Raw genomic sequence first — 20,830 nt, forward strand, 5'->3', positions numbered from 1 at the left:
GGTGGGAAACGGCGCTGTTTTCTCAGCGTTCTCCCTGTCTTGATGCGCGAGTCCGGAAAAACTGCCGCGCCCCGCCGAAATTATTTTTCACGCCGCCGTCACAGTCGCCCACAGCCCGAGCACACGCTCCACGCGGACCGGCAGCATTCGCGCCAGCAGGTCGAGGCTGGCGTCGGGATGGTCCAGCGAATACGAGCCGGACACCTGCAGCCCCGCCACCTCCGGCGCGCAACGCAGCACGCCGCGACGATAACGGTCGAGGTGCGCCAGCAGCAGGCCCAACGGCATGCGTTCGGCCACCAGCAGGCCGTCGGTCCAGGCCAGGGCGGCGGCGCCGGCCTTGTCCTGGGCACTCAGACCACCGTTGCCGAAGGTCACTTGCTGGCCGGCGTTGACCACGTAGCTGTCGCCCTGGCGAAACTCCACCGCCGCGCTGCCAGCAAATACCTGTACCTGGCTCCCCGTCATCCCCGGCAGTTCGCGGGAAATCACCAGACGGCTGGACACCGACGGCCGAATCCAGCCTTCAGCGGTACGGACACGCACCGTCGCCCCCTCACCCACTGTGAGCAGCACCCGCCCGAGACTCAGCGCCAGATCGACACCCGCCACGCCCCGTTGCACGTCCATCGCGGTGCGGGTGTCCAGTTGCGACTGCACGCCAGCGGCCAGTTGCACGCGCTGACGCTGGCCGGTGCCGGTGCGGTAGTCGCTGAACAGTTCCGGCAACAACGTGCGCTCACGCACGCTGACACCCGCCGCCGCCAGCACGGCAAACCCGGCAAAGCCCTTGAGCAGCAGGCGCCGCGAGCTGCCGGCGCGGCTGCGCAACAGGGTGCGGGCACGGCTTGCCGGCACCGCCTGGGTGGTGCCGCGCACGTCATGATTGATGCCCACCAGCCGCTGCCAGGCGCGTTCGTGCTCGCTGCTCTGCGAGCGCCACGCCTCGCAGGCCAGCCGGTCGCCATCGCTGCTGACCCCGGACTGCAGCAGCACCATCCAGTGCAGCGCCTGTTCCAGCACCTGCTCATCGAGCGGCTGGCGGTCTTGCGGCTGGAACAGGCTCATTCTTCGTACACCGCCGCGTAACAGATCCGGTACGCCTTGAGCATGGCCTTCTGCACCACGTTGACGCTGACCCCGACCTGCAAGGCGATCTGTGGATACGTCATGCCATCGAGCTGCGACAGCAGAAAGATCTCCCGCGTCCTGGCCCCCAGCCCATCGAGCACCCGACCGACCGCATCAAGGGTCTCCAGCACCAGCAGACGGGTTTCCGGCGACGGCGCCAGTGCCGGATCCATGGCCGCCAGCAATTCCAGGTAAGCGGTCTCCAGCGCCCGGCGACGGAAGAACTCCAGGCACAGGCGGCTGGCGACAGTGGCGAGGTAAGCACGGGGTTCGCGGAACGAAGGCAGCACCTCCTGACGCATCAGGCGGATGAAGGTGTCTTGCGCCAGGTCCTGGGCCTGCTGGTGATTGCCCAGCTTGCGCCGCAGCAACTGCACGATCCAGCCGTGATGGGCCACATAGAGTTCGCCGACGGCGTGGTGGGGCGAGGTAGAAGGCAGCATGCGGGTGATTCCATACCGACCGGGTTGAAGGTCGTTTATGGTAATGCTTCTTATTAATGATTTTCGAGCACATTCTGATCAGCGCCGGTAATACCCGGATTCACTCTCGCCCCGGCACCCCGCGAACCCGCCACTATCCTTGCAAGGCCGCACGACGCGGCCCTGCAATGATCATGGAGTGTTCATGTCCCTCGCCGTTGTCCACAGCCGCGCCCAGGTGGGCGTGCTGGCCCCGCCCGTTCTCATCGAAGCGCATCTGGCCAACGGCCTGCCGACCCTGACCCTGGTCGGCCTGCCCGAAGCCACCGTCAAGGAAAGCAAGGACCGGGTGCGCAGCGCGCTGGTCAACTCCAAGCTGGAATTCCCGCAGCGGCGCATCACCCTCAACCTCGCGCCGGCCGACCTGCCCAAGGACGGCGGACGCTTCGACCTGGCGATCGCCCTGGGACTGCTGGCGGCCAACGGGCAGTTTCCCAAGGGTGCGCTGGACAAGGTGGAGTGCCTGGGAGAACTGGCGCTGTCCGGCGCCCTGCGGCCGGTGCAGGGTGTGTTGCCCGCCGCCCTCGCCGCCCGCGATGCCGGGCGGGCGCTGGTGGTGCCCCGGGAGAATGCCGAAGAAGCGTGCATGGCTTCCGGGCTGGAGGTTTACGCGGCGGAGCACCTGCTGGAACTGGTGGGGCATTTCAGCGGGCAGCAGCCGCTGGAGCCGTACAAGGCCAACGGCTTGCTGATGCAGCCCCGGCCTTATCCGGACCTGAGCGAAGTCCAGGGCCAGCTTGCCGCCAAGCGTGCGCTGCTGGTGGCGGCGGCCGGGGCGCACAACCTGTTGTTCAGCGGCCCGCCCGGCACCGGCAAGACCCTGCTCGCCAGCCGCCTGCCGGGACTACTGCCGCCGCTGGACGAACGCGAAGCGCTGGAAGTGGCTGCGATCCAGTCGGTGGCGAGCCCGAAGCCGCTGGATTGCTGGCCGCAAAGACCTTTTCGTCATCCGCACCACTCGGCGTCCGGGCCTGCGCTGGTAGGCGGTGGCTCACGCCCGACACCCGGCGAAATCACCCTGGCCCATCACGGCGTGCTGTTTCTCGACGAGTTGCCCGAGTTCGAGCGCCGCGTGCTGGAGGTGCTTCGCGAGCCCCTGGAATCCGGCGAGATCGTGGTGGCGCGAGCGCGGGACCGGGTGCGCTTTCCGGCGCGGTTCCAGTTGGTGGCGGCGATGAACCCCTGCCCCTGTGGATATCTCGGCGACCCCACGGGTCGCTGCCGCTGCAGCAGTGAACTGATCCAGCGCTACCGCAACAAACTTTCCGGCCCGTTGCTCGACCGCATCGACCTGCACCTCACCGTCGCACGCGAAGCCACCGCCCTTTCTCCCACCGCTGACCACGGCCCCGACAGCGCCACCGTCGCCCGCCAGGTCGCCCTCACCCGCGAGCGCCAGCAACAACGCCAGGGCTGCGCCAATGCCTTCCTCGACCTTCCCGGCTTGCGCCAGCACTGTGGGTTATCCACAGCGGACGAGAAATGGCTGGAGAACGCCTGCGAACGGTTGATGCTCTCGCTGCGGGCGGCACATCGGCTGCTCAAGGTGGCGAGGACGCTGGCGGATCTGGAGGAGGTTGAAGACATTCGCCGGGAGCATCTGGCGGAGGCGTTGCAGTATCGGCCGGCGGGGCAGGAATGAACGGTCTCTCCCAGCCCACAAAATCTAAGTTATTCCTTAGTTTTTATAGTTCACATGAATTGCCGCTCAGAAAACTAAACCATGGTTTAGATTTCTTTGACAAATGCCCAGCGAGCACAATAATCGAAATTAAACCTTCGATTAAAAGCGAGTGCCTGGCGATGACGGTTCATACTGAAAGCGAAACCCGTATCAAGGTGCGCACCCCAGCAGACCTGGGGAAAGCCGTACGCCGAGTCCGCAAAAACCAGAACATCACCCAAGCCGACATGGCCGCCATGATCGGTAAAAGTCATGTGCTGCTGCGCGACATCGAGAAAGGAACAGGGACGGTGTCCCTTGGAAGCGTTCTGCTGCTTCTCGAAGAGCTGGGCGTACACGTCTATCTGGATCTGCCGAACCCATGAGAACACTTCAGGCAATGATCAATGGCCAGCACGTTGCCACGCTCACGGACAACTCGGGTAGCTGGCAACTCGAGTACAGCCCCGCCTGGGTAAACAGCGAAGAGGGATACGATCTTTCCCCACGCTTGCCGCGAGCCAGCGAAACCATCGTCGATGGATCGTCCGAGCGCCCGGTTCAATGGTTCTTCGACAACCTCTTGCCTGAAGAGCAATCCCGCCAGCTATTAGCCGGTGATGCCAAGATCGAGTTCGCCGATGCCTTCGGCCTTCTCGGTTACTACGGTGCAGAATCCGCTGGAGCAATCACACTGCTCGCAGAACCCGATACTGTGATTGAAAGTGGCTTGCGACCGCTCACTGATAGGGATCTGAGCCGAAGAATCAACAACCTTCCCCGTGTGGCGCTGACCACTGACGCACCCAAGCGGATGTCGCTGGCAGGGGCCCAGTACAAACTGCCAGTGGTGCTCATCGATCAGCAACTCTACGAACCCATCGGCAATACACCGTCCACCCACATTCTCAAACCCAACCACTCACAACCCGATGACTACGATGCTACCGTCGCCAACGAGTGGTTCGTCATGCGCCTGGCACAAGAAGCGGGGATGGAGGTTCCTGACGTATCCATACGCCGGGTTCCCGAGGCGGTCTATCTGATCGAACGCTTCGACCGATCCCATGAGGGTGATCAGGTCTATCGCGAGCATGTACTCGATGGCTGCCAGCTGCTGGGCCTGGATCGGCACTTCAAGTACCAACAGGCCAACACCGAAACCCTGAACAAAATCCTGGGACTGGTCCGTAACCGGGCACAGGTACGCTTGCAGCTCTTCCGCTGGCTGGTGTTCAACCTGTTGGTCGGCAATAACGACGCACACCTGAAGAATCTGTCGTTCTTCGCCAAGCCCGATGGCTACCGCCTGGCCCCTCATTATGACCTGCTCTGCACCGCCATCTACGGTGACTCACCCACGGCGTGGCTGGGGGCGGATCTGGTCTGGAAAACGGACGGCATGCGAACCCACGAGGAGGTGTCCAGGGCAGCGGTCTTGAGAATGGGACGGGAAATCGGGATCACGGAGGCCCTGGCGGCCCGTCATATCGATGAAATCGTCAACGCCGTGGAAGCCACCACGGCGAAGGTGCTGGCCGAATGTGAGAGTCAATTGACGGCGGGAGAGAAAAGGTTGTTGCTCAGGATCGTCCATGGCGTGATTCGCGATATGGCGGCGCGATTGAGATAGAACACTCAACCTGTGCTGCTGGCACCCGCCAACACCGCATCCACCAGTGCCTTCGCCATCTCCGCCTGCTGGGCTATCCCCTGCGCCATCGCCCGGTCGTTGGCGGTCAGGTATTCGGCGCTGTCGTGGGCACAGGCCTGGACGCTGTTGAGGATCTGGCTGGCATGGACCAGCGCGTCTTCGGCGCAGATGCCCTCGCGGGCGATGAACAGGGGGTTGCCATGGAAGTCGATCGGGCCGAACGGGACTCGGCAGGTCACCACGCGGGTGAGATCGAGGGTCGGAGGATCGGGGACGGGCTTTTTCATCTTGCAACTCCTATGCAATGGAGCTGCCGCCATGGCGCTGCGAAACGGATGGGTGGCAGCTGTACGCGGGTTCGCAGACCGGGCATAGGAACCGGCGCACCCGAAGGTGCCCCGCGCACAACCGCCATAACAGGGGCACACGGACCAAAGGCGGCCTGCGGTCTGAAATGAGGTTCTGGCTATGCTCTGGGCTGCGACACCCGATCACTGAAAACCAGCGACGGAGGGAGCCTAGGCAGGCGCCCGGGCGGGCGCAACAGAGCAACAGGCCGCGGAGTATGATTCAGAACCGCCCTACAGAAAACGGCTACAGGGCATTGTGAAATCTGTTGTTTCGAATGGACGTTGAGAGCGAATCAAGGGATTGGGTTATGGCGACCAGGTGCCCGCCGGGAGTTTTTTCTGTGCTCTTGAGATCGAGCGCCGCCCGCGCGGCGCATCGCTGGCAACGCCAGCTTGTGTCTTCAAGGCCTCTTAAACTCAGAAGGGTGAGAGCGGTGGATGGCAGACTGAATGCCAGCGGTGCTTAAAGCACGAGTGGGAGCCAAGTCGCCATCCACCTCTCACTCTGACCAGAAGCCCGAACAGTTGGATGAGCGGCAAAACTCGAAATCACAAGCTAGGGATAGGTCAGAGCGCTCTCACTTCTTGAGTGTAAGAGGGCTTGGCGATGATTTCCTACTTTGTTGGTCTCGATGTTTCGAAAGCGACTGTGGATGTGGGGTTTCTTCCTGCGAATTACCCGCAGTTCCAGATCAGTAACGACTCTGATGGCTTCGCTCAGCTGATTGCATGCCTGAACGGGCTTGAAGTCGAGCGAGTACTGCTTGAGGCCACCGGTGGTTATGAGAGGGCTTTGCTCAAGGCCCTGCAGCTAAGCGGTCTTAATGTGGTTCGCGTCAATCCCAAGCGCGCTCGTGACTATGCCAGATCCATGAACAAGCTTGCCAAGACCGACAAAATCGACGCTCGGATGCTGGCGAAGTTTGCCCGAGATATCGAGGACTTGCCGCCGGTTGAGCCTAACCAGGCTCGGGATGAGCTGGGGGAGTTGATCAAGCTGCGAGGCAATCTGGTCAAGGATCGAGACAGCAACAAGCGCCGGATACAACAAACCACTCAGGCCATAGCTATATCCACCTACACCGATCTCATCGCTTATCTGAACCAGAAAATCAAAGCACTGGATGAGGCGATTGAGAAGGCCTCGAACGCCCTGAATCAGGAGAAAGCCAGTCAGTTGAGATCGGTGAAAGGGATTGGAGTCATTGCGTGCGGCACGCTCATGGCATCGCTGCCTGAGCTCGGAGCCGTGACAGGGCGCAAGATCGCGGCCCTGGTAGGGTTAGCCCCTTACAACAACGACAGCGGCAAGAAGAGCGGCCCCAGATCGATCGAAGGCGGGCGCTATGCAGTGCGCCGTGTGCTCTATATGTCGACCTGGTCAATGGTTCGCCACGATCCGGAAGTCAAAGCCGAATATGAGGCTCTGCGAGCGCGAGGCAAACTTGCCAAGGTCGTTATTGTGGCCTGCATGCGCAAGATCCTGGTACGTCTTAACGCGATGCTGCGAGACGGCACGAAGTGGAAAGAACCGAAATCTCAGATACCCGCAACCTGACAGCAAGCGAGGGCTGATTTACTGAAAAGCGGGCTTCGCCAGCGAAACCGCAATGCGGTATCGCTGGCGAAGCCATGCCTGAAGGGGGCGTTTGAAAAAAATCCTTAAAGACAGTTGCTCCCACATTTGTTGCAACGCGCCATGGCCTGTGGGATTTGAGTTGCCAGCCTTGGGTGCTCGACTCGATATCGCGTCGTACAAACAAGGCGATCAACCATGGCCTTACAGACATAGGTACGTTGCAACAAATGTGGGAGCCGGCGTTGCCGGCGATGCGCCGCGCGGGCGGCGCTCGATCTCAGGAACGCTGAAGATTTTCCGGTATGCACCTGGCAGCCCCACCGCAAAAAAGCTATGTAAACACTCCATGCCATCGCTGAAAAACCAGCCCCCCAGAACCCACGCCAGAGATCCCCATGCCCGCACTCCTCCAGGATTACCCGCTTCTGCTCGGCATTGTCCTGCTGCTGCTCGACCTGCTGCTCTGGCGGGCGATTCCCCTCGAAAAGCGCAACTGGCGCATCGCTGCGCGGGTGGTGGCCTTCCTGCTGTTCACCGGGGTGCTGCTGAGCGCCGGGATCAGCCCGCTGCAACCGCCGCCCTGGCCCGAGGACGTGGCGCGCAATCTGCTGGCGACGGTGCTGGAGATCGTCTGGTGGCTGTTCGCGGCGCGCACGCTGACGGTAGTGATCGGCCTGCTGCTGATCGCCCGCAGCGGCCACACCGGCCGCCTGCTGCAAGACGTGATGGGCGCGCTGATCTTCCTGGTGGCCATCGTCGCCGCCGCGGCCTATGTGATGCAGTTGCCGGTGAAGGGCCTGCTGGCCACCTCCGGGGTGATGGCGATCGTGATCGGCCTGGCGCTGCAGAGCACCCTGAGCGATGTGTTCTCCGGCATCGTGCTGAACACCACCCGCCCCTATCAGCTCGATGACTGGATCAGCATCGACGGCACCGAAGGCCGGGTGATCGATATCGACTGGCGCGCCACCCGCCTGCTCACCGGCAACGGCAGCATGGCGGTCATTCCCAACTCGGTGGCGGCCAAGGCCAAGCTGCTCAACTTCAGCCGGCCCAACGATGTCCACGGCGTGTCCATCAGCGTGGTGGTGCCAGCCAGCGTGCGCCCGCGCAAGGTGCTCGATGCCCTGGAGAAGACCCTGCAAGGCAGCAGCGCGCTGCTGGCCACGCCCAAGCCCAAGGCCACGATCAAAGCCACGACCCTGGAATCGGTGGAATACGAGGCCAGCGGCTTCGTCGGTTCGATGGACCAGAAAACCCCGGTACGCAACCAGATGTTCGATCTGGCCCACCGCCACCTCGAAGCCGCCGGGGTGATCTGGAACGCCGACAGCCAGGCCCGCCCGTGGAGCCGGCAGCGCAGCCTGCTTGAGGATGTGCGGATCTTCCGCGCCCTGAGCAGCGACGAGAAAGACACCCTGAGCCAGCGCATGATCGCCATCGAATACCCGGCCGATCAGGTGATTCTCGGGCTCGATGAAGCCTCCGAGCATGTGCTGGTGATCGGCACCGGCGTGGTATCGGCAGCCATCCACGATGGCGAGAAGTTGCGCGAAGCCGGACGCATGGGCCCGGGCGAAGTGCTGGGCGTGGAAGGGCTGCTGGATGGCGAAGCGTCTGCCGCCGAATTCCGCACCCTCACCAGTTGCCTGCTCTACCGCATCGACAAGGCCGAGGTGCGCGACTGCCTGGAAAAACGCGACGAAGTGAAAGCCGCATTGAGCAAGCTGCAGCGCGTGCGCGAACAGAACAGCCAGTCGCTGGTGTTGCAGAAACCGGCCGCGATCAAGAAAGGCGGCTTCCTCAACTGGCTCAAGAAGGCCTAGAGCACGACCCGCAGGCACTGCCCCGCGTGATACAGCGAGAACCCGGTTTCATAGAAGCCGGTACGCAGCGCCGGGGCCGATACCGGTTTCATCGGAGAGAACGGGATCGGCAGCGCGTTGGGGTCGTCCTGCAACAGGAACTGCGCAAACGCCTTGCCGATCACCGTGCCGGTGGTGTTGCCACGGCCGTTGTAGCCGGTGACGGCCACCAGCCCCGGCGCCGGCTCGAACAGGCGCATCAGGTGGTCGGGGGTGAAGTCGATGCAGCCGGTCCAGTGCATTTCCCATTCGACCTTGCCAAGCTGCGGGAAGTAGTGACTCTGGATACGATCGGCCCAGCGGCGCACGAACCACGCTGGCTTGTTGTCGACCCGGCCAAGGCTGCCGAGTAGCAAACGGCCCTGGTCGTCGCGGCGGATGCTGCTGAGTACGGTGCGGGTGTCCCAGGAGCCCTGGCCGTGCTTGAGCACGTTGTCGGCGGCGGCGCCGTGCAGCGGCACCGAGGCGACCTGGTAGTAGTAGCCGCGGAAGAAGTGACGTTGCAGGTTGGTCCAGTCGCCTTCGGTATAGGCGCCGGTGGAGATCACCACTTTCTCGGCGATGACCGCGCCTTTCGTGGTTTTCACCTGCCAGCCGCTGCCATGGCGGGTCAGGCCCTGGACCGGGGACTGTGGATAAATCTGCCCGCCGAGGCGGCTGACCGCGTCGGCCAGGCCGCGGGTGTAGGCCATGGGGTTGATGGTGCCGGCGCGGCGGTCGAGCAGCGCGGCGGAAATCTGGTCGGTGCCGCAGTAGTCTTCGCAGCGGGCGCCGGTGAGCAGTTCGACGTCGGCGCCGCGGCGGGTCCATTGTGCGTGACGGGCTTGCAGGTCGGCCACGCCGGTGGCGTTGTGGGCCATGTGCAGGGTGCCTTCGTTGCGGGCCTGGCAGTCGATGCCCAGGCGCCGGATCAGGGCGAAGACTTCTGCAGGGGCCTCGCCGAGCACCTTGTTCAGCCGGCTGCCCTGTTGCTGGCCGAGGGTGGCTTCGACATCGTCGGGGCGAATCCAGGTGCCGGCGTTGACCAGCCCGACGTTGCGGCCGGAGCCGCCATGACCGATGTCACGGGCCTCCACCAGGACCACCGACTTGCCCTGCTCGAGCAAATGCAGCGCGGCGCACAGGCCGGTGATACCGCCACCGATCACGCAGACATCGGCCCTGACCTCGGCCGTCAATGCCGCGGCGGGCGCCGCGGGCGGGGTGACGTGTTCCCACAAGCATTGTTGACGCAGTTCGGGCATGGCCTGGCTCCGGCTCGGGTCTTGTTGTGAGGCCATCGCTGGCAAGCCAGCTCCCACAAGGTCTGGCGCCTGGCTCAGATACCTGTGGGAGCCGGCTTGCCGGCGATGGGGCCCTCAAGGGCAACGCATTCAAATCAGTCGAACACGATCCCCTGCGCCAGCGGCAGCTCCCGGGAATAGTTCACGGTATTGGTCTGCCGACGCATGTACGCCTTCCAGCTATCGGAGCCCGATTCGCGGCCACCACCGGTTTCCTTCTCGCCACCAAAGGCCCCGCCAATCTCCGCGCCGCTGGTGCCGATGTTGACATTGGCAATGCCGCAGTCGCTGCCCGCCGCACTCTGGAAGCGCTCGGCCTCACGCAGGTCGGTGGTGAAGATGCAGGACGACAGCCCCTGCGGCACTTCGTTGTTCAGGCGCAGGGCCTCGTCGAAGTCATCGTAGGTCAGCACGTAGAGGATCGGCGCGAAGGTTTCATGGCGCACCACGTCACTCTGCCCCGGCATCTCGGCAATGGCCGGCGCCACGTAGTAGGCATTCGGGTACTGCTCGGCCAGGTGCCGCTCGCCGCCGAACACTTCACCGCCTTCGTCGCGGGCACGGGCCAGGGCGTCCTGCATGGCCTGGAACGAGGCCTTGTCGATCAGCGGGCCGATCAGGTTGCCTTCGCGAGGGTCGCCGATCCGCACCTTGCCGTACGCGGATTTGACCCGCGCCACCACCTCGTCCTTGACCGAGCGGTGAACGATCAGCCGGCGCAGGGTGGTGCAGCGCTGGCCGGCGGTGCCGACAGCGCTAAACAACACAGCGCGCACGGCCAAATCCAGGTCGGCGCTGGGGGCGAGGATCATGGCGTTGTTGCCGCCCAGTTCGAGGATGCTGCGTCCGAAGCGCGCCGCCACCCGAGGTCCGACTTCGCGGCCCATGCGGGTGCTGCCGGTGGCGCTGACCAGCGGCACGCGCGGGTCGTCCACCAGCGCCTGGCCGGCGTCGCGATCACCGATGATGACCTGGCTCAGCCCTTGCGGCGCATCGCCGAAGGCGGCCAGGGCTTTCTCGAACAGCGCCTGGCACGCCAGGGCGGTCAGCGGGGTTTTCTCCGATGGCTTCCAGACCACGGCGTTGCCGCACACCAGCGCCAGCGTGGTGTTCCAGGCCCAGACCGCCACCGGGAAGTTGAAGGCACTGATGACGCCCACCACGCCCAGCGGATGCCAGCTCTCGCGCATGTGATGGCCGGGGCGCTCGGAAGCGATGGTCAGGCCGTAGAGTTGGCGCGACAGGCCGACGGCGAAGTCGCAGATGTCGATCATTTCCTGCACTTCACCCAGGCCTTCCTGGGTGATCTTGCCGGCTTCCACCGACACCAGCTCGCCGAGGTCGGCCTTGTGCTTGCGCAGCCCTTCACCGAACAGGCGCACCAGCTCGCCACGACGCGGCGCCGGCACATTGCGCCAGGCCTGGAACGCCTGGTCGGCGCGGTCGATGGTGGCGCTCACCGAGCTGGCCGGCTCCAGGTGCACCGAGGCGATCACGCTGCCGTCGATCGGGGTGTGAACGGGATGGTTGCCGTTGGTGTAGGCGTGCGCCGGGACACCCAGGCGGTCAAGCAGTCCATCAACCATTTTGTTCTCCTGCAAGGCGGTGGAAGGTTGTAATCGTTGTTGGGGGTCAGTATTAATCCGATTACTCTGGCTCAACAAACGACCTTTATTCCGCACATCATTCCGTCAGTTCATGAACTGATGGCCCGGAGATGCCGCAATGTCCAAACGCCTGGTGCCGTCCATGGCCGCCCTGCAGTGCTTCGAAGCCGCCGCCCGGCACCTGAGCTTCACCCGCGCCGCCGAAGAGCTGCACCTGACCCAGAGCGCCGTGAGCAAGCAGGTGGCGCAACTGGAAGAGATGCTGCGTCATCACCTGTTCCTGCGTATCCGCCGGCGCCTGCAACTGACGCCGGCCGGTGCGTTGTACCTGACCGAGGTGAACAAGATCCTCACCCAGGTGGACATGTCCAGCCGCTACATCCTGTCCTACGGCGAGCAGACCGAAGTGCTCAAGGTCGCGACCCAGCCGAGCTTCGGCGTGCGCTGGCTGATCCCGCACCTGAAGGGCTTCGGCAAGCGCTACCCGAACATCCACCTCGACATCCGCAATGAAATGGAGCCGTTCACCCTGCTGCAAGGCACGGCGGACGTGGTGTTCTTCTACGGTCAGGGCACCTGGCCGGGCGCGACCTGCATCGAGCTGTTCGGCGAGGACGTGCTGCCGGTGTGTTCACCGGAGCTGCTGCAGGGCCGCACGCTGGACGATGCCAGCGAGCTGTCGGATTTCGTACTGCTGCAGAGCACGACCCGACCGGAAGCCTGGCACGAATGGTTCCTTGAACAGGGCCTGCATTCGGCCAACAGCTACCACGGCCCGCGCTTCGACACCTTTCATATGTGCCTGAGCGCCGCCCAGGCCGGTTGCGGCGTGGCGCTGGTGCCCGGTTATCTGGCCCGCAGCGAACTGGCCGAGGGCAAGCTGGTGGTGCCCTGGCCGCACAGGATGCGCAGCAACGGCGCGCATTTCCTGGCGTTTTCCGAGCACGCTGCCGAGGTGCCCAAGGTGCGCAGCCTGGTGGACTGGATCGGCGAGCAGGTCGCTGGTGCCAACGTTTGAACGAGTTCCTGAATTGACGGAATGACTGCTCGACTTTTTTTCGCTTGAAGCCGACCAGCATTCCTCGCTTTCATGTAGCGGTACCCGACCCCTCACCAGGAAGCTTGCGATGCCCGCTCAAGATTTCGTCAGCCCCGACAGTATTCGCGCGCGCTTCTCCGCCGCCATGTCGCTCATGTACAAGCAGGAAGTCCCGCTCTACGGCACGCTGCTGACGCTGGTGAGCGAGGTCAACCGCCAGGTGATGCAGGCCCGCCCGGAAGTGGCCGAGGCACTGCGCTGGACCGGCGAGCTCGAGCGCCTCGACCAGGAGCGCCACGGCGCCATCCGCGTCGGCACGGCGGCGGAACTGGCGACCATCGGCCGGCTGTTCGCGGTGATGGGCATGCACCCGGTGGGCTACTACGACCTGAGCTCGGCCGGCGTGCCGGTGCACTCCACGGCGTTTCGCCCGGTGCACGAGCAGTCGCTGCATATCAGCCCGTTCCGCGTCTTCACTTCGCTGCTGCGCCTGGAACTGATCGACGACCCGGCCCTGCGTGAACTGGCCCGGTCGATCCTGGAAAAACGCCAGATCTTCACGGCCCGCGCCCTGCAACTGATCGAGCAGAGCGAGCGTGATGGCGGCCTGAACGACGCGGATGCCGCCGCGTTCGTCAACGAAGCGCTGCACACCTTCCGCTGGCACCACGAGGCCACGGTGACTGCCGAGCAGTACCGGCAGTTGCACGACCAGCACCGGCTGATCGCCGATGTGGTGGCCTTCAAGGGCCCGCATATCAACCACCTGACGCCACGTACGCTGGATATCGACGCCATCCAGTTGGGCATGCCCGCTGCCGGCATTGCGCCCAAGGCCGTGGTGGAAGGCCCGCCGACCCGGCGCCATCCGATCCTGCTGCGCCAGACCAGCTTCAAGGCGCTGCAAGAGAAGATCGCCTTCCGCGACACCGACGGCAGCCACACTGCGCGCTTTGGCGAGATCGAACAGCGTGGTGCGGCACTGACGCCGAAAGGGCGCCAGCTTTACGACCAACTGCTCGACGCCACCCGCGACGCCCTGGGCGGCGCGCCGGCCGAGAGCAATGCCGATCGCTATATGAGCCTGCTGGCCAAACAGTTCGAGGCCTTCCCCGATGACCTGGCACAGATGCGCGAACAGGGGCTGGCGTACTTCCGCTACTTCCCGACCGAAAAGGGCCTGGCCGCCCGGGATGCGGTACAGCGACCCACCGGGCTGGAAGGGCTGATCGCGGCGGGGCATGTGCACTTCGAGGCGTTGGTGTACGAAGACTTCCTGCCGGTGAGTGCGGCGGGGATCTTTCAGTCCAACCTGGGGGACGACGGGCAGGCGGAGTATGGCAGCAATGCCAACCGTGACGCCTTCGAGGAGGCCCTGGGGATGCGGGTGCAGGATGAACTGGCGTTGTATGCGCAGAGTGAGCGGCGGTCGCTGGAGGCCTGTGCAAATGAGTTGAATCTGACCGAGCCACTATGAGACTGGCGGATGCGTGTGGGTGTTACCCGCGATGGCGTCGGTGAATTCACCCCTGCTATCGCGGGTAACACCCGCTCCCACAATCCCCGAGAATCGCAGCTCAGCGATCTACCCGAAAGCGCCCCACTTCCTCCCGCAACTGCCGCGCCAGCCCCTCCAGTTCATGGGCGGTGGCGGCCAGGTTGCTCGCCACTTCCCGCTGTTCACTGTTGGCCAGGGCGATGCTCTGCAGGTTGCTGCTGAGCAAGGTCGCGGTGGTGCTCTGCTCGTGGGTGGCGGTGGTGATGGCGGCGAACTGCTGCCCGGCGCTGCGGCTCTGCTCGTCGATCCGCGCCAGCGCTTCAGCCACCCGGGCATTGCGCTGCAAGCCTTCCTGCATCAGGCGGTTGCCCTGCTCCATGGTGCTGATGGCGTTGCCGGTCTGCTGCTGCACGCTGTCGATCATCACCGAGATTTCATCGGTGGCCTGACGGGTACGCGCCGCCAGGCTGCGCACTTCGTCGGCGACCACGGCAAAGCCACGGCCCTGCTCGCCCGCCCGCGCCGCCTCGATGGCGGCGTTGAGCGCAAGCAGGTTGGTCTGCTCGGCAATCGAGGTGATGACGCCGACGATGCCGCCGATTTCCTGGGAGCGGGCACCGAGAACGTCGATCACCTTGGCGGTGTCAGCCAGGGCTTCGGCGATCTGTTGCAACGATGACGATGCCTCGTCCATCGACGAGCGCCCGATGCGGGTCTGCTGGGCGTTGTCCTGGGCCATGCGCTCGGTGTTGCCCATGCTGTCGGCAATGTTCAACGAGGTGGCGCTGAACTCTTCTACCGCACCCGCCATGCTGTTGATTTCGCCAGACTGCTGCTCCATGCCTTCGTAAGCACCGGACGACATACCGGCCAGGGCATGGGCACGGTCGCCGACCTGCTGGGACGCTTCACGAATACGCAGGACCATGTTCGACAAGGCATCCCCCATCTTGTTGAAGCTGCTCGCCAGCTGACCGATCTCGTCGTGGCTGGCGACCTTCAGGCGCACGTCCAGATCGCCGGCGCCAAGGGCCTCGGCCTGCCGCACCAGATCATCCAGTGGGCGCAGTTTGCGCCGCAGCAGCCAGAGGGTGGCGCCTACCGCCAGCAGCATCGCCAGCAGGCTGCCGATGGCCAGGCGCGTACCCACGCTCCAGGTCACGGCGCGGATTTCCTCTTCCGGCATGCTCGCCAGCACGGTCCAGGGCCCGCCGGCGAACGGCGCGGCAACGCTGTACAACTCTTCGACGCCGTCATCCCAGAAGCGCCCCTGCCCGGGGTTGCGGGCAAGTTCGGCCAGTTGCGTCGCAGCCTGCTCGGTGGCGGTAACGCCGGCCGGAGCCACCATCCAGCGGTTCTGTTCGTCGAGCAGCGCCAGCGAGCCGGTCTGGCCGATGCGGAAGCGCTTGAGGTTGTCGAACTGGGCAATCTGCGCGTCGGTGTAGTCGAAGCCGACGAAGAGAATGGCGATCACCCGGCCGCTGTCGTCGCGCACCGGGGTGTATTGGGTCATGTAGAAGCGATCGAACAGCAGGGCACGGCCCACATAGGGCTGGCCGGCCATGATCTTGGCGTAGGCAGGGCTCTGCCGGTCCAGCAGGGTGCCGATGGCGCGGCTGCCGTCCTGCTTGGTGAGCGAGGTGGTGATGCGCACGAAGTCGTCGCCGCTGCGCACGAAGACCGTGGCGACGCCGGCGGTGAGCTGGCGGAATTCATCCACCTCGCTGAATTCGTTGTTCAGCGCCTGGCCGTCGAGAAACAGGCCGGGCGTGGCAACGCCGGCCACCGGGATCGAAGTGCCACCCTGCAGGGTGAGTCCGGTCTTGAAGCGCTTTTCGAACAGGCCGGCAAGGCGCTGGGTGCTCTCTCGCAGCGAACCGTGGAAGGTGCTGAGCTGGTCGGCCAGCAGCCGCGCCTCGCTGGCCAGGTGCTCCTGGCGGGTCATGACGTTGGCGTGGTCGAGGGAACGCAGGGCAAACAGGGTACTGCCGGTGACCACCACCGCCAGCACGGCGGCGAGGGCGAGACCGAGCTGCGAGGCAATCCGGGCACGGGGTTGAGACATGAAAGCTCCTGGCAATCAGGCAGGGATCGTCCTGATCGCCTTGCACCGTCGGCATGAGAAAACCGGGGCCTTCTCCTGAGACCCTCGTCCCAGACATTTCGGCGCGGCAGCAGATTACTTGAGCGTATCGCGCGGATATTCAGCGCAAACGTTCATTCACCGTCGTTGGGCTCATTTGCCTGCAGCATCTCGACTTCTGGCAAGCGCATGGCCCGCGCCTCGCCTTGCAGGAAATCACTGAGACGGCGCAGGCGTTCGCCGCCCGGACGGGTGCGCGGCCAGACCAGATAGTAGTCCAGGCCACTGGCGACCGCCGCCGGCCACGGCAGGCTGAGCCGACCTTGGGCGACGTCTTCGGCGACCATCAGCAAATCGCCCATGGACACGCCGTAACCCCGCGCCGCCGCGATCATGCCCAGCTCCAGGGTGTCGAACACCTGGCCGCCCTTGAGCGAGACCTGCTCGGTCAGCCCCATGCGCGCCAGCCAGGTGCGCCAGTCGCGCTTGTCCGGCGTCGGGTGCAGCAGTTCGCAAGTGGCCAGGCGCTCCACGGTCCACGGGCCTTCCTTGAGCAATTCCGGCGCCCCCACCGGGACCAGCAGCTCGGCGAACAGCCGGCTGACTTCCCAGTCCGGCGGGAAGTGACCATCGCCCAGCAGTACCGCGCAATCGAAGGGTTCCTGATTGAAGTCGACATGATCGACATCCATCCAGGCGCTGGTCAGTTGCACTTCATTGCCCGGCTGCAAGTGGCGGAAGCGGCTGAGCCGCGCCAGCAACCAGCGCATGGTCAGGGTGGAGGGCGCCTTCATGCGCAACACGCCGTCTTCACTGCGCAGGGTGCTACAGGCCCGCTCCAGCGCGCCGAAGCCCTCGCGCACGCCGGGCAGCAGCAAGCGCGCCGCCTCGCTCAGTTGCAGGCTGCGGCCGTTGCGGATGAACAGGCGGCAGGCAAAGTGTTCTTCGAGGGTGCGGATATGCCGGCTGACCGCGCTCTGGGTGATGTTCAACTCATCGGCGGCGCGGGTGAACGAGCTGTGCCGGGCGGCAGCCTCGAAGGCGCGCAGGGCATACAACGGGGGAAGACGGTGAGACATGGGCAAACCTCCTGGCGCGCATCTTCGCATGAGTTTTAATCATGCCACTGATCGTTTTTATCCTTTTGTGCGGTCTGCTGCAAAGGCCGAGAATGGGTCGCTTCCCCTTACATCGAGCAAAAGGACACCGACCATGCAGGCCGCGCCAACCCATGAACTCAAGGCACTATTGCGGCTCGCGGGGCCGCTGATTGCCTCGCAGTTGGCGCACATGCTGATGTTGCTCACCGACACCTTCATGATGGCGCGGATCAGCCCCGAGGCCCTGGCTGGCGGCGGCCTGGGCGCGGCGAGTTATTCGTTCGTGTCGATCTTCTGCCTCGGTGTGATCGCGGCGGTGGGTACGCTGGTCGCCATCCGCCATGGCGCCGGCGACCCCGAAGGCGCCACCCGCCTGACCCAGGCCGGCCTGTGGCTGGGCTGGGTGATGGCGGTGGTGGCAGCGCTGGTGCTGTGGAACCTGTCGCCGGTGCTGTTGCTGCTGGGGCAGACGCCCGGCAACGTCGAGCATGCCAGCCAGTTCCTGCTGCTGTTGCCCTTCGCCCTGCCCGGCTACCTGACCTTCATGGCCTTGCGCGGCTTCACCAGCGCGCTGGGGCGCTCGTCGCCGGTGATGGTCATCAGCCTGGTGGGGACAGTGGCCAACTTCCTGCTCAACTACGCGCTGATCGAAGGCATGTTCGGCCTGCCGAAGCTGGGGCTGATGGGGATCGGCCTGGTTACGGCGATCGTCGCCAACTGCATGGCCGTGGCCCTGGCGCTGTATATCCGCAAGCATCCGGCCTATGCGCCCTACCCGATCCGGAAAAACCTGTCGCGGCCGTCGATGCCGGCGCTGCGCGAGCTGTGGCGCCTTGGCTTGCCGATTGGCGGCACCTACACCGTGGAAGTCGGCCTGTTCGCCTTTGCCGCGCTGTGCATGGGCACCATGGGCAGTACCGAGCTGGGCGCCCACCAGATTGCCCTGCAGATCGTTTCCACGGCGTTCATGGTGCCGGCAGGGCTCTCTTATGCGGTGACCATGCGCGTCGGGCTGCATTACGGGGCCGACCGGCTACTGGCCGCGCGGCATGCCGGGCGGGTGGGGATCGGCTTTGGCGCGGCGCTGATGCTGGGCTTCTCGGTGCTGTTCTGGGTGCTGCCCGAGGCGCTGGTAGACCTGTTCCTCGACCGCAACGATCCCGCCTTCGCCGGGGTGATCCAGTTGGCGGTGAGCCTGTTGATGGTGGCCGCCTGGTTCGAGCTGTTCGACGGGATCCAGACCATCGCCATGGGCTCGATCCGCGGCCTCAAGGACGCCAAGACCACCTTCCTGGTGGGACTGTGCTGCTATTGGCTGATCGGCGCGCCGGCGGCATGGATCATGGCGTTCCCGTTGAACATGGGCGCGGTGGGGGTCTGGTGGGGGCTGGCGTTGGGACTGGCCTGCGCGGCGATCAGCCTGACGCTGGCGTTCGAGTGGCGGATGAAGTGGATGATCGGTGGTGTTGGATCGGAAATTCCGGTTCGATCCTGATGCTGTGGTTGTTTCCCAAGGCCTCATCGCTGGCAAGCCAGCTTCCACTTGTTGGGATGAGGCCCTGAGAACTAGAGGGCCACCGTCTGCTGCGCCGCATTCTCCAGCAGGAACTCCACCAGCGGCTCGATCGGCAGCGGCTTGCTGATCAGGTAACCCTGCACCTGGTCGCAGCCAAAACTGCGCAGCAGATCCAGTTGCTCTTCGCTTTCCACGCCTTCGGCCACCACTTCCAGATGAAGGTTGTGGGCCAGGTTGATCATGGCGTGGACCAGTTTGCGGTTTTCTTCGCGCTGCTCCATGCCGGCGACAAAGCTGCGGTCTACCTTGAGCAAGGCGATCGGCAGGCTGTTGAGGTGGACGAAGGACGAGAAGCCGGTGCCGAAGTCATCCAGCGAGAAGCGCACGCCCAGACGCCCTAGGGCGTCCATCGTCTGCTTGACCAGGTCGTTGCGGCGCATCACGGCGGTTTCGGTCAGTTCGAATTCGAGCCAGCGGGCATCGACGCCATGCTGGACGATCAGCCGGCTCAGGGTCGCCAGCAACTGGCTGTCCTGGAACTGGCGGAACGACAGGTTCACCGCCATGTGCAACGGCGCCAACCCACGCTCGCGCAGCACCTGGACATCACGCAAGGCACGGGAAATCACCCAGTAGCCCAAGGGCACGATCAGCCCGCTCTGCTCGGCCAGCGGTACGAATTCGCTCGGCGGCAGCAGGCCGCGCTCGGCATGACGCCAGCGTACCAGCGCCTCCAGGCCGACGATGCGGCCCTCGGCAAGGTCCAGGCGTGGCTGGTAGTGCAGCTCCAGTTCGTCACGGCGCAGGGCGCGGCGCAGTTCGCTTTCCAGGTCGGCAAGGCTGCGGGCGTTGCGGTTGATGCGTTCATCGAAGATGTGGAAGGTGCAGCCGTGGGTGCTCTTGGCCTGCTGCATGGCGATGTGGGCATGCCACATCAGCGGGTCGGCCCCCGCCTGGGCGCGGGCGTGGGCAACACCGAGGCTGCAGCCGATCAGCAGGCTTTCGCCGTCGATCCAGTAGGGTTCGGCCAGCGCCTCGACAATGCGTTCGGCGACCCACTCGGCCCGCTGTGGTTCGCGGCGGGTGTCGATCAGCAGGGCGAACTCGTCGCTGCCCAGGCGCGCCAAGCGGTCGCCGGCTTCCAGCTGGCTCTTGAGCCGCCCCACCACCTGCAGGATCAGGCGATCGCCGCCCTGATGGCCGAGAGCGTCGTTGGCGTGGCGGAAGTTATCGAGGTCGAGGTGGCCGAGGGCGACACCGCGGCCGTCATTCTCGGCCAGGCGCGCCGCCAGCAAGGTACCGAAGCCCTGGCGGTTGGCGATGCCGGTGAGCGGGTCCTGCTCGGCCAGGCGTTGCAGGGTGGCTTCCAGGACACCGCGTTCGCGCACATGGCGCAGGCAGCGGCGCAGCACGTCACTGCCCATGTGCCCGCGCACCAGCCAGTCGCTGACGCCGGGCGGCGCCTGCGCCGGTTCTGCTTCCAGCAGGAGTACCATCGGCAGGTCGCAGCGGCCCGGTGCCGGCTGGCGACCCGGCGTGGTCAGCACCACGGCGTTGCGGTCGCGTGCGAACAGGCTGTCCACCGACTCCCAGCTCGGCGCCGTCAGCAACACCGCCGTGCCGGCCAGCGGCAACAGCGACTCCCCGAGGGCGACAGCCCATTCGGGCTCTTCGGCCAGCAGGAGCAAACGCAACGGTTCGGCAGGCGTAGACAAGCTCTCTCCTTAGTCAGCACGCGGACGCAGTCATTGACGCTGGATCAGCGGGAAACGACACCGGGCACTAATGTAAATGATTTTCACTTGGAACACGGCAGTGCCGTGCGGGAAAACCGTTCATTCCGGGCACGCATCCTGATTGAAAGTAGCAAAGCCCGCAAATCTGGATATTGTGCTGCGTCACACTGTCAGACGGTCGCGCCATACCGGCCATCCCCTGTTAAACTGCGCGGCTATTTTTCAGCCACCCCCGGTTTACGTC

The 20,830-nt window shown here is 64.6% G+C and carries 16 protein-coding genes and 1 pseudogene; 8 read left to right on the forward strand and 9 right to left on the reverse strand.

Features of this window, described 5'->3' with window-relative positions:
- Window positions 1-87: 87 nt before the first annotated feature.
- Together AC05QJ_RS31305 and AC05QJ_RS31310 are read right to left on the reverse strand one after the other, a co-directional pair.
- Window positions 88-1,068, reverse strand: a complete 981-nt coding sequence (locus tag AC05QJ_RS31305; RefSeq protein WP_476745022.1) for a DUF4880 domain-containing protein — start codon at window positions 1,066-1,068, stop codon at window positions 88-90.
- Entirely contained in the window at window positions 1,065-1,574 is a 510-nt protein-coding gene (locus tag AC05QJ_RS31310) for a sigma-70 family RNA polymerase sigma factor (RefSeq protein ID WP_476745023.1), read from the reverse strand. The genes AC05QJ_RS31305 and AC05QJ_RS31310 overlap by 4 nt, the downstream gene beginning before the upstream one ends.
- 184 nt (window positions 1,575-1,758) lie before the next feature.
- Here AC05QJ_RS31310 and AC05QJ_RS31315 point away from each other — a divergent pair, with 184 nt between their 5' ends.
- From AC05QJ_RS31315 to AC05QJ_RS31325, 3 genes are read left to right on the forward strand one after another with little or no spacing between them, the layout of a single operon-like run.
- Window positions 1,759-3,255 (forward strand): YifB family Mg chelatase-like AAA ATPase, encoded by a 1,497-nt coding sequence (locus AC05QJ_RS31315; protein WP_476745024.1) that lies wholly within the window; start codon window positions 1,759-1,761, stop codon window positions 3,253-3,255.
- The gene (locus AC05QJ_RS31320; protein ID WP_476745025.1) at window positions 3,252-3,662 is read left to right on the forward strand and encodes a helix-turn-helix domain-containing protein; all 411 of its coding nucleotides are present in this window, start codon (window positions 3,252-3,254) and stop codon (window positions 3,660-3,662) included. The genes AC05QJ_RS31315 and AC05QJ_RS31320 overlap by 4 nt, the downstream gene beginning before the upstream one ends.
- A complete protein-coding gene (locus AC05QJ_RS31325; RefSeq protein WP_476745026.1) occupies window positions 3,659-4,909 on the forward strand; it encodes a HipA domain-containing protein in 1,251 nt (416 codons plus the stop codon). Before AC05QJ_RS31320 ends, AC05QJ_RS31325 begins: the two co-directional genes overlap by 4 nt.
- Before the next feature lie 5 nt (window positions 4,910-4,914).
- Here AC05QJ_RS31325 and AC05QJ_RS31330 read toward each other — a convergent pair whose 3' ends face one another.
- Window positions 4,915-5,217 carry a DUF6124 family protein gene (locus AC05QJ_RS31330; RefSeq protein ID WP_476745027.1) on the reverse strand — a complete coding sequence of 101 codons (303 nt, stop codon included), beginning with the start codon at window positions 5,215-5,217 and terminating at the stop codon, window positions 4,915-4,917.
- A 670-nt stretch (window positions 5,218-5,887) separates the two neighbouring features.
- Between AC05QJ_RS31330 and AC05QJ_RS31335 the strand changes: the two genes are divergently transcribed.
- Together AC05QJ_RS31335 and AC05QJ_RS31340 are read left to right on the forward strand one after the other, a co-directional pair.
- Window positions 5,888-6,838, forward strand: coding sequence for an IS110 family transposase (locus AC05QJ_RS31335; RefSeq protein ID WP_476742461.1), 951 nt, complete (start codon window positions 5,888-5,890; stop codon window positions 6,836-6,838).
- A 416-nt stretch (window positions 6,839-7,254) separates the two neighbouring features.
- Window positions 7,255-8,685, forward strand: a complete 1,431-nt coding sequence (locus AC05QJ_RS31340; protein ID WP_476745028.1) for a mechanosensitive ion channel domain-containing protein — start codon at window positions 7,255-7,257, stop codon at window positions 8,683-8,685.
- Here the strand turns inward: AC05QJ_RS31340 and amaA are convergent.
- Window positions 8,682-9,968 carry an L-pipecolate oxidase gene (gene amaA, locus AC05QJ_RS31345; RefSeq protein ID WP_476745029.1) on the reverse strand — a complete coding sequence of 429 codons (1,287 nt, stop codon included), beginning with the start codon at window positions 9,966-9,968 and terminating at the stop codon, window positions 8,682-8,684. The two genes, AC05QJ_RS31340 and amaA, sit on opposite strands and share 4 nt — an antisense overlap.
- Before the next feature lie 134 nt (window positions 9,969-10,102).
- Complete coding sequence (amaB, locus tag AC05QJ_RS31350; protein WP_476745030.1) at window positions 10,103-11,593, reverse strand: L-piperidine-6-carboxylate dehydrogenase; 1,491 nt, start codon at window positions 11,591-11,593, stop codon at window positions 10,103-10,105.
- Window positions 11,594-11,732: 139 nt separating this feature from the next.
- On the opposite strand from amaB, the gene AC05QJ_RS31355 reads away from it, so the two are divergent.
- Together AC05QJ_RS31355 and hglS are read left to right on the forward strand one after the other, a co-directional pair.
- Window positions 11,733-12,632: a LysR family transcriptional regulator gene (locus tag AC05QJ_RS31355; RefSeq protein ID WP_476745031.1), complete on the forward strand. Its 900-nt coding sequence runs from the start codon at window positions 11,733-11,735 to the stop codon at window positions 12,630-12,632.
- 109 nt (window positions 12,633-12,741) lie between these two features.
- On the forward strand, window positions 12,742-14,130 hold the full coding sequence (gene hglS, locus AC05QJ_RS31360; protein WP_476745032.1) for a 2-oxoadipate dioxygenase/decarboxylase HglS: 1,389 nt from the start codon (window positions 12,742-12,744) through the stop codon (window positions 14,128-14,130).
- Between the two features lie 100 nt (window positions 14,131-14,230).
- On the opposite strand, the gene AC05QJ_RS31365 is transcribed toward hglS, so the two are convergent.
- From AC05QJ_RS31365 to AC05QJ_RS31375, 3 genes and pseudogenes are all read right to left on the reverse strand, one after another.
- On the reverse strand, window positions 14,231-15,100 hold the full coding sequence (locus tag AC05QJ_RS31365; RefSeq protein ID WP_476748045.1) for a methyl-accepting chemotaxis protein: 870 nt from the start codon (window positions 15,098-15,100) through the stop codon (window positions 14,231-14,233).
- Window positions 15,095-16,216 (reverse strand): annotated as a pseudogene (locus tag AC05QJ_RS31370) (Cache 3/Cache 2 fusion domain-containing protein); the annotation flags it as partial. The pseudogene AC05QJ_RS31370 and the gene AC05QJ_RS31365, both read right to left, overlap by 6 nt.
- A gap of 152 nt (window positions 16,217-16,368) precedes the next feature.
- Window positions 16,369-17,313: a LysR substrate-binding domain-containing protein gene (locus AC05QJ_RS31375; RefSeq protein ID WP_476745033.1), complete on the reverse strand. Its 945-nt coding sequence runs from the start codon at window positions 17,311-17,313 to the stop codon at window positions 16,369-16,371.
- Between the two features lie 133 nt (window positions 17,314-17,446).
- On the opposite strand from AC05QJ_RS31375, the gene AC05QJ_RS31380 reads away from it, so the two are divergent.
- Window positions 17,447-18,829: a NorM family multidrug efflux MATE transporter gene (locus tag AC05QJ_RS31380; RefSeq protein WP_476745034.1), complete on the forward strand. Its 1,383-nt coding sequence runs from the start codon at window positions 17,447-17,449 to the stop codon at window positions 18,827-18,829.
- Window positions 18,830-18,900: 71 nt separating this feature from the next.
- Here the strand turns inward: AC05QJ_RS31380 and AC05QJ_RS31385 are convergent, their stop codons facing one another.
- A complete protein-coding gene (locus AC05QJ_RS31385; protein WP_476745035.1) occupies window positions 18,901-20,565 on the reverse strand; it encodes a putative bifunctional diguanylate cyclase/phosphodiesterase in 1,665 nt (554 codons plus the stop codon).
- Window positions 20,566-20,830: the final 265 nt, after the last annotated feature.

This window comes from Pseudomonas sp. TUM25319 (assembly GCF_056388475.1).

Coding starts and splice junctions, on each gene's coding strand:
- AC05QJ_RS31305 (WP_476745022.1), bottom strand. CDS start 1,068: ATGAGCCTGTTCCAGCCGCAAGACCGCCAGCCGCTCGATGAGCAGGTG.
- AC05QJ_RS31310 (WP_476745023.1), bottom strand. CDS start 1,574: ATGCTGCCTTCTACCTCGCCCCACCACGCCGTCGGCGAACTCTATGTG.
- AC05QJ_RS31315 (WP_476745024.1), top strand. CDS start 1,759: ATGTCCCTCGCCGTTGTCCACAGCCGCGCCCAGGTGGGCGTGCTGGCC.
- AC05QJ_RS31320 (WP_476745025.1), top strand. CDS start 3,252: ATGAACGGTCTCTCCCAGCCCACAAAATCTAAGTTATTCCTTAGTTTT.
- AC05QJ_RS31325 (WP_476745026.1), top strand. CDS start 3,659: ATGAGAACACTTCAGGCAATGATCAATGGCCAGCACGTTGCCACGCTC.
- AC05QJ_RS31330 (WP_476745027.1), bottom strand. CDS start 5,217: ATGAAAAAGCCCGTCCCCGATCCTCCGACCCTCGATCTCACCCGCGTG.
- AC05QJ_RS31335 (WP_476742461.1), top strand. CDS start 5,888: ATGATTTCCTACTTTGTTGGTCTCGATGTTTCGAAAGCGACTGTGGAT.
- AC05QJ_RS31340 (WP_476745028.1), top strand. CDS start 7,255: ATGCCCGCACTCCTCCAGGATTACCCGCTTCTGCTCGGCATTGTCCTG.
- amaA (WP_476745029.1), bottom strand. CDS start 9,968: ATGCCCGAACTGCGTCAACAATGCTTGTGGGAACACGTCACCCCGCCC.
- amaB (WP_476745030.1), bottom strand. CDS start 11,593: ATGGTTGATGGACTGCTTGACCGCCTGGGTGTCCCGGCGCACGCCTAC.
- AC05QJ_RS31355 (WP_476745031.1), top strand. CDS start 11,733: ATGTCCAAACGCCTGGTGCCGTCCATGGCCGCCCTGCAGTGCTTCGAA.
- hglS (WP_476745032.1), top strand. CDS start 12,742: ATGCCCGCTCAAGATTTCGTCAGCCCCGACAGTATTCGCGCGCGCTTC.
- AC05QJ_RS31365 (WP_476748045.1), bottom strand. CDS start 15,100: ATGGGGGATGCCTTGTCGAACATGGTCCTGCGTATTCGTGAAGCGTCC.
- AC05QJ_RS31375 (WP_476745033.1), bottom strand. CDS start 17,313: ATGTCTCACCGTCTTCCCCCGTTGTATGCCCTGCGCGCCTTCGAGGCT.
- AC05QJ_RS31380 (WP_476745034.1), top strand. CDS start 17,447: ATGCAGGCCGCGCCAACCCATGAACTCAAGGCACTATTGCGGCTCGCG.